General features: G+C 69.1%; 16 protein-coding genes and 1 riboswitch. Of the genes, 9 read left to right on the forward strand and 7 right to left on the reverse strand.

Going from position 1 to position 19297, the window contains the following annotated elements:
- The first annotated feature begins 90 nt into the window (after positions 1–90).
- The 3 genes from D3869_RS18255 (at position 91) to D3869_RS18265 (ending at position 2682) form a co-directional block, all read left to right on the forward strand.
- Positions 91–435, forward strand: coding sequence for a hypothetical protein (locus D3869_RS18255; RefSeq protein WP_137141318.1), 345 nt, complete (start codon positions 91–93; stop codon positions 433–435).
- A gap of 248 nt (positions 436–683) precedes the next feature.
- On the forward strand, positions 684–1679 hold the full coding sequence (locus tag D3869_RS18260) for a nucleoside 2-deoxyribosyltransferase (protein ID WP_175426524.1): 996 nt from the start codon (positions 684–686) through the stop codon (positions 1677–1679).
- Between the two features lie 733 nt (positions 1680–2412).
- Positions 2413–2682, forward strand: a complete 270-nt coding sequence (locus D3869_RS18265) for a ribbon-helix-helix domain-containing protein (RefSeq protein ID WP_137141320.1) — start codon at positions 2413–2415, stop codon at positions 2680–2682.
- A gap of 96 nt (positions 2683–2778) precedes the next feature.
- Here the strand turns inward: D3869_RS18265 and D3869_RS18270 are convergent, their stop codons facing one another.
- From D3869_RS18270 to D3869_RS18300, 7 genes are all read right to left on the reverse strand, one after another.
- The gene (locus tag D3869_RS18270; RefSeq protein ID WP_137141321.1) at positions 2779–3564 is read right to left on the reverse strand and encodes a 3-hydroxybutyrate dehydrogenase; all 786 of its coding nucleotides are present in this window, start codon (positions 3562–3564) and stop codon (positions 2779–2781) included.
- A gap of 68 nt (positions 3565–3632) precedes the next feature.
- On the reverse strand, positions 3633–5594 hold the full coding sequence (locus D3869_RS18275) for an acetoacetate--CoA ligase (protein ID WP_137141322.1): 1962 nt from the start codon (positions 5592–5594) through the stop codon (positions 3633–3635).
- 48 nt (positions 5595–5642) lie between these two features.
- The gene (locus D3869_RS18280) at positions 5643–6629 is read right to left on the reverse strand and encodes a branched-chain amino acid ABC transporter permease (RefSeq protein WP_014197553.1); all 987 of its coding nucleotides are present in this window, start codon (positions 6627–6629) and stop codon (positions 5643–5645) included.
- Between the two features lie 3 nt (positions 6630–6632).
- Complete coding sequence (locus D3869_RS18285; protein ID WP_014197554.1) at positions 6633–7520, reverse strand: branched-chain amino acid ABC transporter permease; 888 nt, start codon at positions 7518–7520, stop codon at positions 6633–6635.
- Positions 7521–7679: 159 nt separating this feature from the next.
- Positions 7680–8882, reverse strand: a complete 1203-nt coding sequence (locus D3869_RS18290) for an ABC transporter substrate-binding protein (RefSeq protein WP_137141323.1) — start codon at positions 8880–8882, stop codon at positions 7680–7682.
- Between the two features lie 58 nt (positions 8883–8940).
- The gene (locus D3869_RS18295; protein ID WP_035681427.1) at positions 8941–9663 is read right to left on the reverse strand and encodes an ABC transporter ATP-binding protein; all 723 of its coding nucleotides are present in this window, start codon (positions 9661–9663) and stop codon (positions 8941–8943) included.
- Complete coding sequence (locus tag D3869_RS18300) at positions 9656–10420, reverse strand: ABC transporter ATP-binding protein (protein WP_137141324.1); 765 nt, start codon at positions 10418–10420, stop codon at positions 9656–9658. Before D3869_RS18300 ends, D3869_RS18295 begins: the two co-directional genes overlap by 8 nt.
- Before the next feature lie 290 nt (positions 10421–10710).
- Positions 10711–10926: riboswitch (cobalamin riboswitch) on the forward strand.
- 177 nt (positions 10927–11103) lie between these two features.
- On the opposite strand from D3869_RS18300, the gene cobW reads away from it, so the two are divergent.
- From cobW to cobJ, 6 genes are all read left to right on the forward strand, one after another.
- Positions 11104–12162: a cobalamin biosynthesis protein CobW gene (cobW, locus tag D3869_RS18305; protein ID WP_137141325.1), complete on the forward strand. Its 1059-nt coding sequence runs from the start codon at positions 11104–11106 to the stop codon at positions 12160–12162.
- Positions 12163–12325: 163 nt separating this feature from the next.
- Positions 12326–15724, forward strand: coding sequence for a cobaltochelatase subunit CobN (cobN, locus tag D3869_RS18310; protein ID WP_137141326.1), 3399 nt, complete (start codon positions 12326–12328; stop codon positions 15722–15724).
- Complete coding sequence (gene cobG / locus D3869_RS18315; protein WP_137141327.1) at positions 15721–17115, forward strand: precorrin-3B synthase; 1395 nt, start codon at positions 15721–15723, stop codon at positions 17113–17115. The genes cobN and cobG overlap by 4 nt, the downstream gene beginning before the upstream one ends.
- A complete protein-coding gene (locus tag D3869_RS18320; protein ID WP_137141328.1) occupies positions 17105–17746 on the forward strand; it encodes a precorrin-8X methylmutase in 642 nt (213 codons plus the stop codon). Before cobG ends, D3869_RS18320 begins: the two co-directional genes overlap by 11 nt.
- Entirely contained in the window at positions 17743–18483 is a 741-nt protein-coding gene (locus tag D3869_RS18325) for a precorrin-2 C(20)-methyltransferase (RefSeq protein WP_137141329.1), read from the forward strand. Before D3869_RS18320 ends, D3869_RS18325 begins: the two co-directional genes overlap by 4 nt.
- Positions 18480–19244, forward strand: a complete 765-nt coding sequence (gene cobJ / locus D3869_RS18330; RefSeq protein ID WP_137141330.1) for a precorrin-3B C(17)-methyltransferase — start codon at positions 18480–18482, stop codon at positions 19242–19244. Before D3869_RS18325 ends, cobJ begins: the two co-directional genes overlap by 4 nt.
- Positions 19245–19297: the final 53 nt, after the last annotated feature.

Genomic DNA, 19297 nt, shown 5'->3' on the forward strand with positions numbered 1-19297 from the left:
TGGCCAGCAGGCGCACGCCCCTCGACCATCCATGTTTGATCGGCTCCGACAATTTGCTTATCCTGGTCGGGCAATATGAGGAGATGGTACGTGAGCGGCATCAAATTGCCCACCCCCCGCCGCCCGAGGCCTCCCGGCGACACGAATGCCGATTGCGATTTTAAGGTCGTTACGACTCTTCAGAGCACGAGGGCGAGCGAGCTTGCCACAATCAACCCCGGCGAAAGTCTGCCGGTTTTCCTAGTCGACGATGGGGGATACCGCGTGGTCGCGTGTGTGCACCCTGTGACGGGTAAGGTGGTGGGATCCCTTGCAGGCATCCCAGGAATCGGCCGGCTGATAAAGTGCATTGAGAACGGTGAGAGTTACGCCGTCGACGTGGTCCTGATCCAGGGCGGCCACTGCGAAGTCTTCCTCCATAAGGTGTCCCCATGATCGTGGCAGGCGGAATTTACCGGGAACGATGCGTCCTGCCCCATTGGGACCAGTTGTTCGGCTCCGGCCTCCGAGCGGCCGCCGCCGTGGGGCGCCTCTCTCCAGGAACAAAGCTGTTCGCTTACTGCCCCTCCGCGTGGAAACCTGACGTCCAGACATCCGCGGGGTCCTTCCAGGTGCATTTTGAGCCGCAGGCATCGGCGCAGGCGATCACGTTCGACTGGTTCCACCCATTCTCGGAACCATCGGTGACGGTGGAGGCCGACGGTGGCGCAGATGGTGCGGAGGATGTCTGCCTGCCCGGGGAACAGGCCGTCCCTGGCGCGTTCCACGTCCGTGGGGAAGCCGTTGTGCGTTTCGGCTTCCGGGAGTGCCGTTCCTGGAGGCGTGATGACCTGGCGACAGGGGCGGTTGTCGTCGCCAAGCGGGCGGTGTACGACCCCCAACGGGCCACGGAGCCGTTCCGGGCGAATGGCTCGCACGCCGACGAGCTTGCCATCGTCGTCAACGAACCGGAGCTCTTCGCGAACAGCGGCACGGCAGGCAACCTGAAAGAGGCGGTGCAGGTCCTCATGGACAGGGACGACGCCGCCGTGGTCGTGGTCAGATCGGGGATCGGGGGCGGCACTGTCCACCTGCGGGACGGCCAAGATTTCGTCATCCCGGCATACCGGTCGGAGAAGGTCTTCAGGATCGGTGTCGGCGACGTGTTCACTGCCCTATTCGCCTTGCATTGGGCGGAGCGAGAGGCCAGCCCGGAGGATGCGGCGGCCTTGGCCTCTCTGGCCGCCTCGGAGTACTCGTCCACACGGTCCCTCCCAGTGGACCCTTCACTGGACGGGAGGAGCCTGCCGATTCTTGAGACTGACCGCGGCCTGGGCGACGTCTATCTTGCCGCAGGTACCATGGGCACCGGCCAGCGTTGGCTGGTGGAAGAGTGCAGGCAGGCACTTTCGAATCTCGGGGTGACCGTGTTCTCCCCCTTCCTCCACCTTCCATTAGGCAAGGAGGGGCGGGCGGACTACATGATCGAGGCGATGAAAGCCTCTGCAGCCGTCCTAGTCCTAGCCGACGACGGAGGCTCGGCCACGGAGTTCGAGGCCGGCGTCGCGGCTACGCTCAACAAGCCGATGGTAGTACTGACCGCGCCGGACAGGGCTCCCAGCTTCCGGTGGGACAAATGCAAGGTCGTTGACGACCTCAGCTCCGCCATAATGAATGCCGCCTGGGAGGCCCTCTCGTGACCGCCTGGGCAGGCGCAAGGGTTAACGGGGCTGCCCGTATGCATCCTCGGCGTTGCAAGGTCACACATCAATGCGATGCGCCGGGCGGCTGATACCAACGGCTGATGAAGGCTTCCAACCAGCGGGATTACTGGCAATGTCCGGCATGAATGCCAAGTTCGATCGTGTCCGAAGTGATCCGCATTTATTTCTGTCATTAAGCTGCTTGCTCTCATAAAAAGCCGTTACTTAATCGCATTTAAACCAATCAAATTGCCCCAACGCCCCTCGACCCCTCGCATCTACAGCTGTTCCCGACATAGCCCCGCCCAACGGCGGGGTTTTGTGTTGCGGGGGCTATGAAGGTGATTCAACGGGGTTCGTTGCATTAGCAACCCTGCCCATGAATTTCTTGTAATCAGGATGGCGCAAGGCGACACCCCAATGTTTGGGGTCGCACTTGGCGTCGCGATCCAGCTTTCCGAATTGAACAGCGTGACCGTGGCGATCAACTTGCTCTGGGCCAGAACCTCACGCTCCGGCTGCTTCGGCGTGATGCATGAAAAGGTCGAGTTGCCTCACCCGGCGCGGTCATGATCCAATTTGACGCCACGGAACGGCGCAGCCCTCCTGTGATCTCCAGCCTTACAGCGTGAAGTCCTGCGTTTTATGTGAAGTTCATCACATGTTTTTCGGCTCGAACTCCGCGACGCTCCACACATAAGAGTGCAACGTGTCGCGCAGCGGGCATACCATGTCATCGAAGAAGCTCAGAAACGTCTACGTCGCCGGAAAGCGCACCAGCATGCGGCTGGAGGCCGCCTTCTGGGAAGGTTTGGAAGACATCGCGCGGAGGGAGAACCTGACCTTAGGTGAGTTGTGCAACCATCTTGCCGAGCGGTTGGAGTCCGTGGATGCCACCAATCTGTCCAGCGCCGTGCGGGTCTATGTGCTGGAGTATTTCAGGGCGGCCACGCCAAGGCGGGAAGAAGCTCGCTGCGAGATGGCCATAGCGGCCGAGTAACGGCCCCGAACATGACGGGACCCGGGCATGACGGGACCCGGGCATGCGAAGGGCGCCCGAAGGCGCCCCCCAGAGATCGTTGCGGTCAAGCGTCTCCTACTGCGCGGTCCAGCCGCCGTCCATCAGCAGGCTGGCGCCGGTCATCTGCGCCGCTGAGTCGGAGCACAGGAAGACCGCCAGTCCGCCCAGCTCGTCCGGCGTCACGAAGGCACCGGACGGCTGCTTGGCGCCGAGCAACTCCGCCTTCGCCTGCGGCTCCGGGATGTTCTTGGTCGAGGCGATGGCGTCGATCTGCTTCTGCACCAGCGGGGTCAGCACCCAGCCCGGGCAGATGGCGTTGCAGGTGACGCCGGTGCCCGCCGTCTCCAGCGCCACCGTCTTGGTCAGCCCGACCACACCGTGCTTGGCCGCGACGTAGGCGGCCTTATTGACCGACGCGACATGGCCGTGCACGGAGGCGATGTTGAGAATGCGCCCCCAGCCGCGCCGCTTCATGCCCGGCAGGGCGTGGTGTGTGCCGTGGAAGACGGCGGACAGGTTGAGCGCGATCACCGCGTCCCAGCGGTCGGCCGGGAAGTCCTCCACCGGGGCGACGTGCTGGATGCCGGCGTTGTTCACCAGCACGTCAACGGAGCCGAAGGTCTCCTCCGCGTGGCCGATCAGCGCGGCGATCTCCGCCGGCTTGGACAGGTCGGCGCCGTGATAGCCGACGCGCACGCCGAACTCCGCCGCCAGACCGGCGCGCAGCTCCTCGATGGCGGCCGCCTCGCCGAAGCCGTTCAGCACCACGTCCGCCCCGGCTCCGGCCAGTGCCCGCGCAATGCCCAAGCCGATCCCGCTGGTCGAGCCGGTGACCACCGCGACCTTCTGAGTCAAGGTCATGGCTTATCCTCTGCTGTCTTGATGGTTTGGGTGCCCTCCCCCCGTCCGGGGAGAGGGCGGAACGGCGGTCAGCCTTCCAGTTCCGGGCGCTCGCGGAACTCGTCGAGCGCCATCGGGTTGGCCAGCGCCTCGGTGTTCTTGATCGGGCGGCCGTGCACCGCGTCGCGCACCGCCAGTTCGGTGATCTTGCCCGAACGCGTGCGCGGGATGTCCTTGACCGCCACGATGCGCGCCGGGACGTGCCGCGGCGAGCAGTTCTCCTTGATCCGCTTGCGGATCGTGTCCTCAAGCGCCTTGTCGAGGGTCAGCCCCTCGCGCAGCACCACGAACAGGATGACGCGCACGTCGCCGTCCCACTCCTGACCGATGCACACCGCCTCCAGGATTTCCGGAAGCTGCTCGACCTGGCGGTAGATCTCCGCCGTGCCGATGCGCACGCCCCCGGGGTTCAGCACCGCGTCCGAGCGCCCGTAGATCACCCAGCCGCCATGCGCCGTGCGCTCGATGAAGTCGCCGTGCGTCCACACGTTGGGGAAGCGCTCGAAATAGGCTGCCCGGTATTTCGCCCCGTCCGGGTCCGCCCAGAAGCCCACCGGCATGCAGGGGAAAGGCCGTGTGCAGACCAGCTCGCCCTTCTCGCCGCTGACCGCGTGGCCGGCGTCGTCGAAGGCCGCCACCGCCATGCCGAGCCCCGCCGTCTGCAACTCGCCCGCCCACACCGGGGCCGTCGGGTTGCCCAGCACGAAGCAGGACACGATGTCCGTGCCGCCGCTGATCGAGGCCAGATGGATGTCCGCCTTGATCGCCCGGTAGACGTACGCGAAGTTCTCCGGCATCAGCGGCGAGCCGGTCGAGGCGAGCGCCCGCAGCGTGTCGAGCCGGTGCGTGCGCATCGGCTCCAGCCCCGACTTCTCGGCCTGCTGGATGAACTTGGCCGAGGTGCCGAACAGCGTCATGCCCTCGGCATCGGCGTAGTCGAACAGGATGTTGCCGTCCGGCGCGAAGGGCGAGCCGTCATAGAGCAGCAGCGTCGCCCCGGCGGCCAGCCCGGAGACCAGCCAGTTCCACATCATCCAGCCGCAGGTGGTGTAGTAGAACACCCGGTCGCCCGGCTTCACGTCGCTGTGCAGCCGGTGCTCCTTGACGTGCTGGAGCAGCGTGCCGCCGGTGCCGTGGACGATGCACTTGGGCTTGCCGGTGGTGCCCGACGAATAGAGGATGAACAGCGGGTGGTTGAAGGGCACCCGCTCGAAGTTCGGTTCCGCCGCCGCGAAGGACGCGGTGAAGTCGCCCCAGGTGACGCCGCCGCGGATGGCCGAGACGTCCGGCGCCGCGTTGATGTAGGGGATGATGACCGCGGCCTTGACGGTGGGCAGCTCGGTCAGCACCTGGGCGATCTTGGTGCGGACGTCGTGGCTCTTGCCGTTGTACCAGTAGCCGTCAGGGGCGAAGAGGACGGTCGGCTCGATCTGGCCGAAACGGTCGGTGATGCCCTGGGCGCCGAAGTCGGGGGAGCAGGAGGACCAGATGGCCCCCAGGCTCGCCGTGGCGAGCATGGCGGCCAGCGTCTCGGGCATGTTGGGCACGACGGCGGCGACGCGGTCGCCCTTGCCGACGCCGGCGGCCTTCAGCGCCTGCTGGAGGCGGGAGACCTCGGCCTTCAGCTCGGCACCGGACCAGCGGCGCTTGACCTTGTCCTCGGCCCAGAAGACGACGGCCTCGCCCTCCGGGGCATTGGCCAGCAGATTCTCGGCGTAGTTCAGGCTGGCCTCGGGGAACCAGCGGGCGCCGGGCATCCTGTCGCCGTCGGCCAGAGCCACGCCGCCGAGGTCGCCCTTGAGTCCGGCCCACTCCCACAGGAAGCGCCAGAAATCCTCCTTGCCGGCGACCGACCAGTCGTAGAGCGCGTCGTAATCGTCCAGCCGCAGCCCGAAGCGGGCGCTCGCGGCCTGCCGGAAGGCCGTCAGGTTGGAGGCGGCGACGCGCGCCTCCGACGGGGTCCACAGCGGCAGATCTGAAGGTTGATCCATCGTGCTGATCCTGGTTTTGGCTTTTTGTGTCGTTCGGTATCGTCGATCTTACCGCCGGCCGAAGCGGGCTTGAAGCTCGCCCACGATGCCGCGGCGGAAGACCAGCACGCAGACCACGAAGATGGCACCGATCACCACCGGGACCGGCATGCTGGTGGCCGCCAGATAGCTTTCCAGCGTGACGACGATGGCCGCCCCCACCACCGGGCCGAGCAGCGTGCCCATGCCGCCGAGCAGCGTCATCAGCACCACCTCGCCGGACATCTGCCACGTCACGTCGGTCAGCGAGGCGAGCTGGAAGACCAGCGCCTTGGTCCCGCCGGCCAGACCGGCGAGGCTCGCCGACAGCACGAAGGCCAGCAGCTTGTAGCGCTCCGTCCGGTAGCCGAGCGACACGGCGCGCGGCTCGTTCTCGCGGATCGCCTTCAGCACCTGACCGAAGGGCGAATGCACCGCGCGCCAGACCACCGCGAAGCCGACCAGGAACACCGCCAGCACGAAGTAGTACATGGACAGCGAGTTGTTCAGGTCGATCACGCCGAACAGATGCCCGCGCGGCACCGCCTGGATGCCGTCCTCGCCGCCCGTGAACTTGAGCTGCAGGGCCATGAAGAAGACCATCTGCGACAGCGCCAGCGTGATCATGGCGAAATAGATGCCCTGCCGCCGGATTGCCAGCGCGCCGAAGGCGAGGCCGAGCAGCGCGGAGAAGCCCATGCCGAGCAGGATGCTGACCTCCGGCCCCAGCCCCCAGACCTTGGCGGAATGGGCGGTGATGTAGGCGGCTCCGCCGAAGAATGCGGCGTGGCCGAAGCTCAGCAGCCCGGCGAAGCCGATCAGCAGGTTGAAGGCGCAGGCGAACAGCGCGAAGCACAGCACCTTCATCACGAAGACGGGGTACAGCACGAAGGGTGCGGCCAGCGCGATCAGCAGGCCGATGCCGAGGATGATGGCGTTCCGTGCGGTGTCCTGCCCCGGACGGCGCAGCGCGATGGTGGTCGTCTGGGTGTCGGTCGTCTTGATTTGGGCGGCCATGGCTCAGCGCTCCCGTCCGAAGAGGCCCGCGGGCTTGATGAGAAGGACGATCGCCATCACGACGAACACCACGATGTTGGAGGCTTCGGGGTAGAAGACCTTGGTCAGGCCCTCCAGCAGCCCCAGCCCCAGGCCGGTGACGATGGCGCCGAGGATGGAGCCCATGCCGCCGATCACCACCACCGCGAAGACGACGATGATCAGGTTGGAGCCCATCAGGGGCGACACCTGATAAATGGGTGCCGCCAGCACCCCGGCCAGCCCGGCCAGCGCGACGCCGAAGCCGTAGGTGGCGGTGATCATCACCGGCACGTTGATGCCGAAGGCCTGCACCAGCACCGGGTTCTCGGTGGCGGCCCGCAGGTAGGCGCCGAGCCGCGTCCGCTCAATGGCGAACCACGTCCCGAAGCAGACGATCAGGGAGGCGACGACGACCCAGCCGCGGTAGTTGGGCAGGAACATGAAGCCGAGGTTCTGGCCGCCCTTGAGCGCGTCCGGGATCGGATAGGGCTGGCCCGACACACCGTAGAAGTGGCGGAAGGCGCCTTCCATGATCAGGGCGAGGCCGAAGGTCAGCAGCAGCCCGTAGAGATGGTCGAGCTTGTAGAGGCGCGACAGCATGGTCTTTTCCAGGACCACACCCAGCAACCCGACGATCAGCGGCGACAGGCCCAGCGCCCACCAGTAGCCGAGGCCGAGCTTCGTCAGCAGCAGCCACGCCACGAAGGCGCCGATCATGTAGAGCGCGCCGTGGGCGAAGTTGATGACGTTCAGCATGCCGAAGATGACCGCCAGCCCAAGGCTGAGCAGCGCGTAGAAGGACCCGTTGATGAGGCCGAGCAGAAGCTGGCCGAACAGGACCTGGGGCGGCACCCCCAGCAAGTCGAACATGACCGTCCCTCCCTGTGTATCGGACTTTTGATTTTTTGATTGGGTGCTTGGGGTGGTCCCCCTCCCAACCCTCCCCCGCTGACGCAGGGGAGGGCTATTCTCCTCCCCCTGCGAAGCGGGGGGAGGCCGGGAGGGGGACCTGTCTAAAAACTCAGACCCTTACTTCACCAGCGGGCAGCCGCTCTTGGCCGGGTCGAGGAACGCCTGCTCGGCCGGGATCGTCTTCACGATCTTGTAGTAGTCCCAGGGGGCCTTGGACTCGGCCGGGGCCTTCACCTGGGCCAGATACATGTCGTGGAACATGCGGCCGTTCGCGGCGATCTTGCCATTCTTGGTGAACATGTCGGCGACCGGGGTCTCACGCATCTTGGCGGCGACCTTGTCCGGATCGTCCGAACCGACCGCCTCGACCGCCTTCAGGTAATGGCGAACGGCGGAGTAGACGCCGGCCTGGACCATGGTCGGCTTGCGGCCGGCCTTGGCCTCGAACTTCTTGGTCCACTCGCGGGTCTGCTCGTCGGTGTCCCAATAGAAGCCGGTGGTCAGCAGCAGGCCCTGGGCGGCCTGGAGGCCCAGCGCGTGGATGTCGCTGATGAACAGCAGCAGACCGGCGAGGCTCTGGCCCGACTGGGTGATGCCGAACTCCGACGCCTGCTTGACGGCGTTGGTGGCGTCGCCGCCCGCGTTGGCGAGGCCGATCACGTCGGCCTTGGAGGCCTGGGCCTGGAGCAGGTAGGACGAGAAGTCGGCGGTGCCCAGCGGATGGCGCACGTTGCCCGCGACCTTGCCGTCGAGCTGCTTGACCATCTTCGAGGTCTCATCCTCCAGCGAGTGGCCGAAGGCGTAGTCCGCGGTGATGAAGTACCAGTTCTTCTTGCCCTGCTCGACCAGCGCGCGGGCGGTGCCGGCGGCCATGGCGTAGTTGTCGTAGGTCCATTGGAAGCCGTAGGGGCTGCAGGACTTGCCGCTGAGGTCGGTCGAACCCGGACCGGACATCAGGAAGATGCGCTTCTTGTCCTTGGTGATGCCCTGGACGGCCAGCGCCGCGGCGGAGTTCGGCACGTCGGCGATGACGTCCACGTTGCCGGCGTCGATCCACTCGCGCGCCGTGTTGGCGGCGATGTCGGCCTTGTTCTGGTGGTCGGCGACGACGATCTCGATCGGCGCGCCGGCGATCTTGCCGCCGAACTCTTCGGCCGCCAGACGGGCGGCGATGGCCGAGCCCTCGCCGGCGAGGTCGGCGTAGATGCCGGACCGGTCGTTCATCACGCCGATCTTGATCACGTTGTTGGAGACCTGGGCGTGCGCGGCCCCGGCGGTCAGCGCCAGCAGTGCGGTCCCGCAAAGCAACGTCTTGAGCATTTCGAACTCCCTTCGATTGGCTTTGTTTTGAGTGTTTTCGGCAGAGGGGGTGATTTGGTCAGACACCCAGATAGGTGTGGAGCTTGTCCATGTTCTGGGCGAGCTGGTCGTTGGGGATCATGTCCACGACATGGCCTTCCTCCATCACGTAATGGCGGTCGGCGATGGTCGCGGCGAAGCGGAAATTCTGCTCCACCAGCACGATGGTGAAGCCGCGCTGCTTCAGCTTGCGCACCGCCACGCCGATCTGCTCGATGATGACGGGGGCCAGCCCCTCGGTCGGTTCGTCGAGCAGGATCAGGTCGGCGCCGGTGCGCAGGATGCGCGCGATGGCCAGCATCTGCTGCTCGCCGCCCGACAGGCGCGTGCCCTGGGTGGTGCCGCGGCCCTGCAGGTTGGGGAACAGCTCGTAGATCTGCGGCACGGTCATGCCGCCGGACTTCACCACCGGCGGCAGCATCAGGTTCTCGTCCACGCTGAGCGAGGAGAAGATGCCGCGCTCCTCCGGCACGTAGCCGATGCCGAGGCGGGGGATCTTGTGCTGCGCCATGCCGATCAGCTCCTTGCCCTGGAAGCGGATCGAGCCGTTGCGCTTGCCGACGATGCCCATGATCGAGCGCATGGTGGTCGTCTTGCCGGCGCCGTTGCGGCCCAGCAGCGTCACCACCTCGCCCTGCCGCACGTCGATGTTGACGCCGTGCAGCACGTGGCTCTCGCCGTAGAAGGCCTGGAGGTCGCGGATCTCCAGCATCGCGGTCTTCACGGTCGCGCCGTCAGGCATGGCCCACCTCACCCGTACCCATGTAGGCTTCCATGACCTGCGGGTTGCGCGATACGACGTCGTACGGCCCTTCCGCCAGGATCTCGCCGCGGCGGAGCACGGTGATGGTGTCCGACAGGTGGGCGACGACCGACAGGTTGTGCTCCACCATCAGGATGGTGCGGTCGGCCGACACGCGCTTGATCAGCGCGGCGGTGCCTTCGATGTCCTCGTGGCCCATGCCGGCCAGCGGCTCGTCGAGCAGCATCACCTCCGGGTCGAGCGCCAGCGTGGTGGCGATCTCCAGCGCCCGCTTGCGGCCGTAGGGCAGCTCGGCGGCGGTGTGGCCGGCCCAGGGGGTCAGGTTCACCGCTTCGATCAGCTCCTCGGCGCGGGCGTGCAGGTCGTACAGGCTGGCCTCCGGCTTCCAGAAATGGAAGCTGGTGCCGCGCGGCCGCTGCAGAGCGACGCGGACGTTCTCCAGCACGCTGAGATGCGGGAAGACGGCGGAGATCTGGAAGGAGCGCACCATGCCGAGCATCGCCACGTCGGCGGGCTTCATGGCGGTGATGTCGCGCCCCTTGTAGAGGATCTGGCCGCGCGTCGGCGTCAGGAACTTGGTCAGCAGGTTGAAGACCGTGCTCTTGCCGGCGCCGTTGGGGCCGATCAGCGCGTGGATGGTGCCGCGGCGAACCTGGAGGTTCACCTCCTTCACCGCGATGAAGCCCTTGAACTCCTTCGAGAGTCCGCGCGCTTCCAGAATGATGTCGTCGGCCATGGGTGCCGCTTTTCCCTCCCTGTTCGTCCGCGTCGTCTGCCGGTCCGCGTTTTTGGTTAGGCTGATATAAGCACAGAACATGCCAATTGCGGGAAAATTCGTTAATCCGTTGATATCGTTGAATTCGCGAAAGGCGGCGATGGGCATCGCACGCGGTCTGGAGTGTCAGCTTTCCAGACAGACTGTACCGATCTTCCGACACACCAACGGCGGGATGGACGGAGCGTTCCGGGTTCGGCGGCGCGGTTTCCGGGCACCAAATGGCCGCTTGCAAATCGGGGGTCCGCCTGCAATTCTGCGCCTCCGACGGTGCCCCGTCCGCCGTGAAGGCGCGGGGATAATAGGGAATGCGGTGCGGACCCGGATGGGGTCCAAGGCCGCGGCTGCCCCCGCAACTGTGTGCGGCGAGTCCGCCTCCGGAAATGCCACGGGCCGACAGGCCGGGAAGGCGGGAGGCGCGGCGACGACCCGCGAGCCAGGAAACCTGCCGCCGGACCGACACTCATCCAATCCGCCGGGTGTGGCGGAGACAGGGAAGCCAGATCATGACGCCTCGCGCCGTCCTCAGTCCGTCCGCATGGCCGCTCCAGGCCGCCGCTCCGTCCCCGGCCGCCGGGCGCCCGCTCCGCTGACCGGCGGACCGGCCCACCCCATCCCCTATTTCAATTTTCAGGAGACGGCCGATGAACACCGGCCCGCTGACCGCCGGGAAGACCCCGGCCACCGTCATCACCGGCTTTCTCGGCGCCGGGAAGACGACGCTGATCCGCAGCCTGCTGGAGCAGGCCGGCGGGCGCCGTCTGGCGCTGATCATCAACGAATTCGGCGATGTCGGCATCGACGGCGAGATCCTGCGCGCCTGCGGCGATCCCACTTGCAGCGAGGACGACGTGATCGAGCTGGCGAACGGCTGCCTGTGCTGCACCGTCGCCGACGACTTCGTCCCGGCCATCGAGAAGCTGCTGTCCCGCCCGCAGCCGCCGGAACACATCATCATCGAGACGAGCGGCCTCGCCCTGCCGAAGCCGCTCGTCCAGGCCTTCCACTGGCCGGCGATCAAGACGCGGGTGACGGTGGACGGGGTGGTCGCGGTGGTCGACGCCGCCGCCGCCGCGGAAGGCCGCTTCGCCCCCGATCCGGCGGCGCTGGCCGCCCAGGCCGCCGAGGCCGGGCAGCTCGACCACGAGACCCCGGTGGAGGAGGTGTTCGAAGACCAGCTCCTCTGCGCCGACCTGATCGTGGTGAACAAGACCGATCTGGTCGAGGCCGCCGCTCTGGCGAAGGTCGAGGACCTGATCCGCGCCGCCATGGCCGAAGGTGGCACGGGGCGCGAGGCCAAGATCCTGCGCGCCAGCAACGGCAAGGTCGATCCGGTGGTTCTGCTGGGCGTCGGGGCCGGGGCCGAGGACGACCTCGCCAACCGCCCCAGCCACCATGACGAGGAGGAAGGCCACGACCACGACGACTTCACCAGCTTCGTCGTGGAGCTCGGCCCGCAGCCCGACCCGGCGGCGCTGGCGAAGACGCTGGAGCGGGTCGCCGCCGCCCATGGCGTGCTGCGCCTGAAGGGCTTCATCGACGTACCGGGCAAGCCGATGCGCCTTCTGGTGCAGGGCGTGGGAACGCGCATCCAGACCCATTTCGACCGCTTCTGGAAGCCCGACGAGCCGCGCCGCAGCCGTCTGGTGGTGATCGGCGAGACGGGCCTGGACCGCGACGCCGTGACCGCGGCGCTGTCTTAAAAAGCCCTCTCCCGCCCCGGGAGAGGGAGGGACCCGCTCGCAGAGCGGGAGGGTGAGGGTCGCACGCGGAGACCGCACCGACCCTCGCCCGCCCCCTCACCCGCCCGCTTCGCGGGCACCCTCTCCCGGGACGGGAGAGGGAGTGTTTGCAAAGCTGTGGCCCATGCACCTACTCGCCGCCCGCCAGGAAGACCTCGACGCCGGCCCCCAGGCCGTGGATCTGGGGCAGAGCCCGGCGGACCTCGTCGTCCTGTCCTTCTCCGACAGCGACCTGACGGCGCTCGCCGCCTGCTGGAAGCGCCACCGCGACACGTTGCCGACGCTGCGGCTGGCGAATCTCGCGCGGCTGGGGCACCCGCTGTCGGTGGACCTCTACGTCGAATCCGTGATCCGCAAGGCAAAGCTGGTCGTTCTGCGGCTGCTCGGCGGGGCGGGCTATTGGCGCTATGGGCTGGACCATGTCGCCGCCGCCTGCCGGGAGTCCGGGGTGGCGCTGGCCGTGCTGCCCGGCTGCGCCCAGCCGAACCCCGCCCTGGAGGGCTACGGCACCGTTCCGGCCGAGGCCACGCAGCGGCTGTGGCGTGGATTCACCGAAGGCGGGCCGGACAACATGGCCAACCTGCTGGCCTACGCCGCCACGCTGGCCGGGCAAGAGCTCCCCTGGCGCGAGCCGGCGCCGTTGCCGCGCTTCGGCGTCTATGAGGGCTGGTCCGGCCACGTCACCGGCCCCTGCGCGCCGGTCGTCTTCTACCGCTCCCACCTGCTGGCCGGCGATCTGGAGCCGGTGCATGCGCTGTGCGACGCGCTGGCCGCGCGCGGCCTCGCCCCGCTGCCGCTGTTCGTGGCGAGCCTGAAGGAGCCGGACTGCGCCGCCTGGATGCGCGCCACCCTGACCGCCCGCAGCGCCGCCGTCGTGATGAACCTGACCGGCTTCTCGGCGGCGCGCGAGGAGGGGTCGCCGCTGGAGGCCAACGGCACGCCGGTGCTGCAAGCCGTGCTGTCCACCACGCCGGAGGATGGCTGGCGCGGCTCCGCCCGCGGGATAGGGCCGTCCGACCTCGCCATGAACGTCGTGCTGCCGGAGATGGACGGGCGCATCCTGACCCGCGCCATCGCCTTCAAGGCGGAAGGCGCGCCGGACCCCGATCTGGAATTCGCCCCGACGCTGATCCGCCCGGTGCCCGACCGGGTGGCCTTCGCCGCCGATCTGGCCGCCGCCTGGGTGCGGCTGGGCGCCACCCCGCGGGCCGAGCGCAAGCTGGCGCTCGTGCTGTCCGACTATCCGGGACCGGGCGGCGGCATCGGCCACGCGGTCGGCCTCGACACCCCGGCGAGCGTCGTCGGCATCCTGGAGCGGCTGCGCGCCGAGGGCTACGCGCTGGACGGGCTGCCCGCCGGCCCCGCCGCCCTGATGGAGGCGTTGACCGGTGGGGCCACCGCCGCGCTGAGCCTGGAGGACTACCGCCGCCTGGCCCCCGCCGAGGCCCGCGCCCGCATCGCGGCATGCTGGGGCGACGAGCAGGCCGACCCGCGGTCCGCCCAATTGGAAAACGGCGCGGCCTTCCGCTTCACCGTGCTGACCTGCGGCAACGTCGCCGTCGCGGTGCAGCCGAGCCGCGGCCACGGCCCGCTGACCACCACCCAGCACCACGACCCGGAGACGCCGCCCAGCCACGGCTATTACGCCTTCCACCTCTGGCTCCGCCATGTCCTGGGCATCCACGCGCTGGTGCAGGTGGGGGCGCACGGGACGCTGGAATGGCTGCCGGGCAAGGCCGTCGCCCTGTCCGCCGAGTGCTGGCCGGAGATCGTCGCCGGTCCCCTGCCCTGCCTCTACCCCTTCATCGTCAACAACCCCGGCGAGGGCGTGCAGGCGCGCCGCCGGTTGGGCGCGGTCCTGATCGGCCACCTGACCCCGCCGCCGGTCGAGGCCGGGCTGCACGGCGACCTCGCAGACCTTGAAACGGCCATCGACGAGTATTCGATGGCGACCGGGCTGGACCCGCGGCGGCTGGGCACGCTGCGGCAGACCATCCTGGACCTCGCCTGGACATCCGGCGTCGCCGCCGACTGCAACCTGAGGCCCGACGACGATCCCGACGCCATCCTCAGCCGCCTCGACGCCCATCTCTGCGACATCAAGGAGATGCAGATCCGCGACGGGCTGCACGTCTTCGGCACCACGCCGGAGCCGGAGCGCCGCGCCCGTCTGCTCGCCGCCGTCGCGCGCTTCGGCGCGGCGGAGGACGTCGCCCCGGCGCTGGACGCCTGCGGCGAGGCCGAGATGGCCGCCCTGCTGGCCGGGCTGGACGGGCGCTTCGTGACGCCCGGCCCCGGCGGCTCCCCGGCGCGGGGGCGGGCCGACACCCTGCCCACCGGGCGGAACCTCTACGCGCTCGACCCGCGCGGCGTGCCGACGCCGACCGCCTGGACGCTGGGCTGGCAGGCGGCGGACGCGCTGATCACCCGCTATCTTCAGGACCACGGCGATTGGCCGAAGCGGCTGGTGGTCGATTGCTGGGGCACCCCGGCCATGCGCACCGGCGGTGACGAGCTGGCCCAGGCCATGGCCCTGCTCGGCGTGCGCCCGCTGTGGGAGAACGGGTCCGGCCGGGTCACCGGTTTCGAGGTGATGCCGGCTTCCGTCCTCGGCCGGCCGCGGGTGGACGTGACGCTGCGCATCTCCGGCCTGTTCCGCGACGTCTTCCCGCAGCAGATCGCCCTGTTCGACCAGGCCGTCCGCGCCGTGATGGCGGAGGACGAACCGGAGGACGTGAACCCTGTCGCCGCCGCGCTCCGCACCGACCGCGCCGAACTGGAAACCGGCGGCACCCCGGCGGCGGAGGCCGAGCGCTGGGCCAGCGCGCGGGTCTTCGGCGCGGCCCCCGGCGCCTATGGGACGGCGCTGCCCGGCATGATCGCCCGCGGCGACTGGAGCGCGCGGGCCGACTTCGGCGCCGCCTATCTGGAGGGAAGCTGCCACGCCTACGGCAAGGGGCTGGAGGGCGTTCCGCTGCCCAGCCTGTTCCGCCGCCGCATCGGCGGGGCCGACGCGCTCGTCCACCACCAGGACCAGCGGGAGCATGACGTCCTCTCCACCGACGGCTTCATGCAGTATGAGGGCGGCTTCTCCGCCGCCGCGGCCTTGGTCGACAATGACCCGGCGCTCTACCACCTCGACAGTTCGGAGCCGGAGAGCCTGACCGTCCGCACGCTGGGCGAGGAGATCGCCCGCGTGCTGCGCGGGCGGGCGGCCAACCCGCGCTGGATCGACGGCATGATGCGCCACGGCTACCGCGGCGCCGGGGAACTGGCGGCGAGCGTGGACACGCTGTTCGCCTTCGCCGCGACCACCACGGCGGTGCGGCCCCATCATTTCGACCAGTTGTACGACGCCTATGTGGACGACCAGCGGGTGTGGGACTTCCTGGCGCAGTCCAATCCGGCCGCCGCCCGGCATATCCTGGACCGGTTGACCGAAGCCCTGGAGCGCGGTCTCTGGCACCCACGCCGCAATTCGACGGGCGACGATCTGCGCCGCCGCAAGGAGATGTCCGCATGAGCGCGATCACCCAACTCCGCAATCCACCCCGTCGGCGCGGCATGTGCCCCGGCGTGCTGGCCCCGATGGAGGTCGGCGACGGGCTCCTGGTCCGCGTGCGCGTCCCCGCCGGGGTGCTTCCCGCCGCCTCGGCGACGCGGATCGCAGCGCTGGGGCGGCGTTACGGCAATGGTCTGGTCGACCTCAGCCACCGCGGCAACCTGCAACTGCGCGGCGTCGCCGCGGCGGACATGGACGCGCTGATCGCGGAGCTTCGCTTGCTCGGCTACGTCTCGGACGATGCCGAGAGCGAGGCGGTGCGCAACGTGCTGACCTCCCCCACCGCGGGGCTGGACGGGACGGCGGTGCTGGACGTGCGCCCCTACGCCCTGGCGCTCGACGCGCGGCTGGCGGCCGACCGCGACCTCCACCGGCTGCCGCCGAAGTTCGGCTGGCTGGTCGACGGCGGCGGGCAGGCCCCCCTGTTCGACAGCAGCACCGACGTGCGCTTCGACGCGGTGGCAGGGGCGGGGGACGGGCCGCTGTTCCGCGTCGGGCTGGGGGGAACTTTTGAGGGTGCGGTGGTGCTGGGCCACTGCCGCCCCGACGATCTGGTGGAGCTTGCGGCGGCGCTGGCGCGGGCCTTCCTGGAGCTTCGCCAGACCCTGGCCGAGCCGCCGCGGCGCATGGCCGGGCTGGTCAAGGCGCTGGGAGTCGAGGCGTTGCGGGAGCGGGTGGAAGGACTGCTGTCTTGCCCCCACCCTTCCCATGCTGCGCATGGGCCCCTTCCCTCCCCCGCTCCGCAGGAGAGGGAGATTCAATCCCCTCCCCTGCGGAGCGGGGGAGGGTCAGGGTGGGGGCAAACGTCGCCCACCCGACGCTTCCTCGGCCACCAACCCACTTGGCTGGGCGTCGCCTTCCCCTTCGGCCGCCTCGACTGCGACAAGCTGGAAGCGCTGGCCGCCCTCACCCACGAGATCCGCATCACCCCCTGGCGCGCCCTGCTGCTGGCCGCCCCGCAGGACGGCGCCGCGGAGACAGCCACCGCCCTCGGCGGCATCCTCGACCATGGCGACATCCGCCTGAAGCTCACCGCCTGCAGCGGCGTCACGGGCTGCGACGTCGGCACCACCGACACCCACGCGGATGGCCTCGCCATCGCCGAGCGCGCGGCGGGCTTGCTGGAGGCGGTGCGGATGGTGCATGTCTCCGGCTGCGCGAAGGGCTGCGCCCATCCCGGCGCGGCGGATGTCACGCTCACCGCGCGGGAAGGCGTCTACGACGTCGCGCTGAACGCCGCCCCCGGCGGCACGCCCTGGCGGTCCGGCCTGTCACCCGACGCCGCCGTCGCCGCCGTTGCCTCTTTGTCTGGCGCCGATCTGTCTGTTGAGGAGTTGTCCCGTGTCCGCTGAGCCGCTTTACGACTACATCCGCGATGGAGCGGCCATCTACCGCCAGTCCTTCGCCACCATCCGGGCGGAGGCCGACCTGTCGGCCATCCCCGACGACCTGAAGGCGGTGGCGGTGCGCGTCATCCACGCCTGCGGCATGGTGGACGCGGCGCAGGACCTGATGTTCTCCCCCGACCTCGGGACAGCGGCGCGCACAGCCCTCCGCAGTGGCGCGGCGATCCTCTGCGACAGCGAGATGGTCGCCCACGGCATCACGCGGGCGCGCCTGCCGGCGGACAACGCCGTCGTCTGCACGCTGCGCGACCCGGCGGTGCCGGAGCTTGCCAAACAGGTCGAAAACACCCGCTCCGCCGCCGCGCTGGAACTGTGGGTGCCCTGGCTGGCCGGCTCCGTCGTCGCCATCGGCAACGCGCCGACCGCCCTGTTCAAGCTGCTGGAGATGATCCGCGACGGCGCGCCGAAGCCGGCGGCGGTGCTGGGCTTCCCGGTCGGCTTCGTGGGCGCTGCGGAAAGCAAGGACGCGCTGGCCGAAGCACCCTTCGGCCTGCCCTTCCTGGCGATCAAGGGCCGGCGCGGCGGCAGCGCCATGGCGGCGGCGGCGGTCAACGCCCTGGCGAGCGACGTGGAATGAGCAACGAAACCAACCCCACCGGCACTCTCTACGGCGTCAGTGTCGGCCCCGGCGATCCGGACCTGATGACCGTCCGCGCCATGCGCACCATCGGCGCCTGCCCGGTGGTCGCCTATTTCTGCAAGCGCGGCACCTCCGGGCAGGCGCGGCGCATCGCCGACGGCTGCATCACGGCGGAGCACATCGAGCTGCCGATGGTCTATCCGGTGACGGTCGAGCTGCCGCCCAGCCACCCCGACTACGGCCGCCAGATCGAAGCCTTCTTCGACGAATCCGCCGAGCGGCTGGCCGAGCATCTCGCCGCCGGGCGTTCCATCGCCGCGCTGAACGAAGGCGACGCCTTCTTCTACGGCAGCTTCATGCATCTGTTCCTGCGTCTGGCCTCGCGCTTTCCAACGGAGGTGGTGCCGGGCGTGACCTCGATGATGTGCAGCGCCTCGCTGCTGCCGCGCCCGCTGACCCTGCGCGACGACGTGCTGTCGGTCATCCCCGGCACGCTGGGGGAGGAGGCGCTGCTGCGCGCGCTGCGCAACGCCGACGCCGCGGTCATCATGAAGCTGGGCCAGAACCTGCCGAAGGTCCGCCGCGCCGTCGAAGCCGCCGGGCTGGCCGACCGCGCTTGGTACATCGAGCGGGCGAGCATGGCGGACCAGCGCGTCATGCCCTTCCGCGAGGCGCCGGACACCGCTCCCTACTTCTCGCAGATCGTCATCCCCGGCGAAGGGCTGCGGCGATGACAGGATGGCTGAAGGTCGTCGGGCTCGGCCCCGGCACCGAGGATTGGCTGACCCCGGAGGCCCGGCGCGATCTGGCGGAGGCGACCGACCTCGTCGGCTACTTCCCCTATGTGGACCGCGTGCCGCCGGGGCCGCAGGTGCGCCACGCCTCCGACAACCGGGTGGAACTGGACCGCGCCCGCCACGCCCTGCAACTGGCGGCGGAGGGCCGCCGGGTGGCGGTGGTGTCGGGCGGCGACCCGGGAATCTTCGCCATGGCCGCCGCGGTGTTCGAGGCGCTGGACGATCCCGGGGCGCCCGCGGCGTGGCACCGCGTGGCTCTGTCCGTCGATCCCGGCATTTCCGCGATGCAGGCGGCGGCGGCACGGGCCGGCGCGCCGCTCGGCCATGACTTCTGCGCCATTTCGCTGTCCGACAATCTGAAGCCGTGGGAGGTGGTCCTGAAGCGCCTGCGTCTGGCGGCGGAGGCGGATTTCGTGATCGCACTCTACAACCCGATCAGCCGCGCCCGCCCCTGGCAGCTCGGCGCCGCCTTCGACGCGCTGCGCGACCTCCGCTCGCCGGAGACGCCGGTGATCCTCGCCCGGGCGGTCGGCCGCCCCGACGAGGCGCTGACGATCACGACGCTGGGTGCGGTGGACGCGGCGCAGGCCGACATGCGGACCTGCGTCATCATCGGCGCCTCGCACAGCCGGCTGGTGCCGCGCGAGGGTGCGCAGCCGTGGGTCTACACGCCGCGCAGCTATGCGGTGCGGGGGTGAGGGCGTTGTCGTCGACCGTTGCCCCCACCCTAACCCTCCCCCGCTGCGCAGGG

The organism is Azospirillum brasilense, assembly GCF_005222205.1.
GTDB classification, from domain to species: Bacteria; Pseudomonadota; Alphaproteobacteria; order Azospirillales; family Azospirillaceae; genus Azospirillum; species Azospirillum brasilense_G.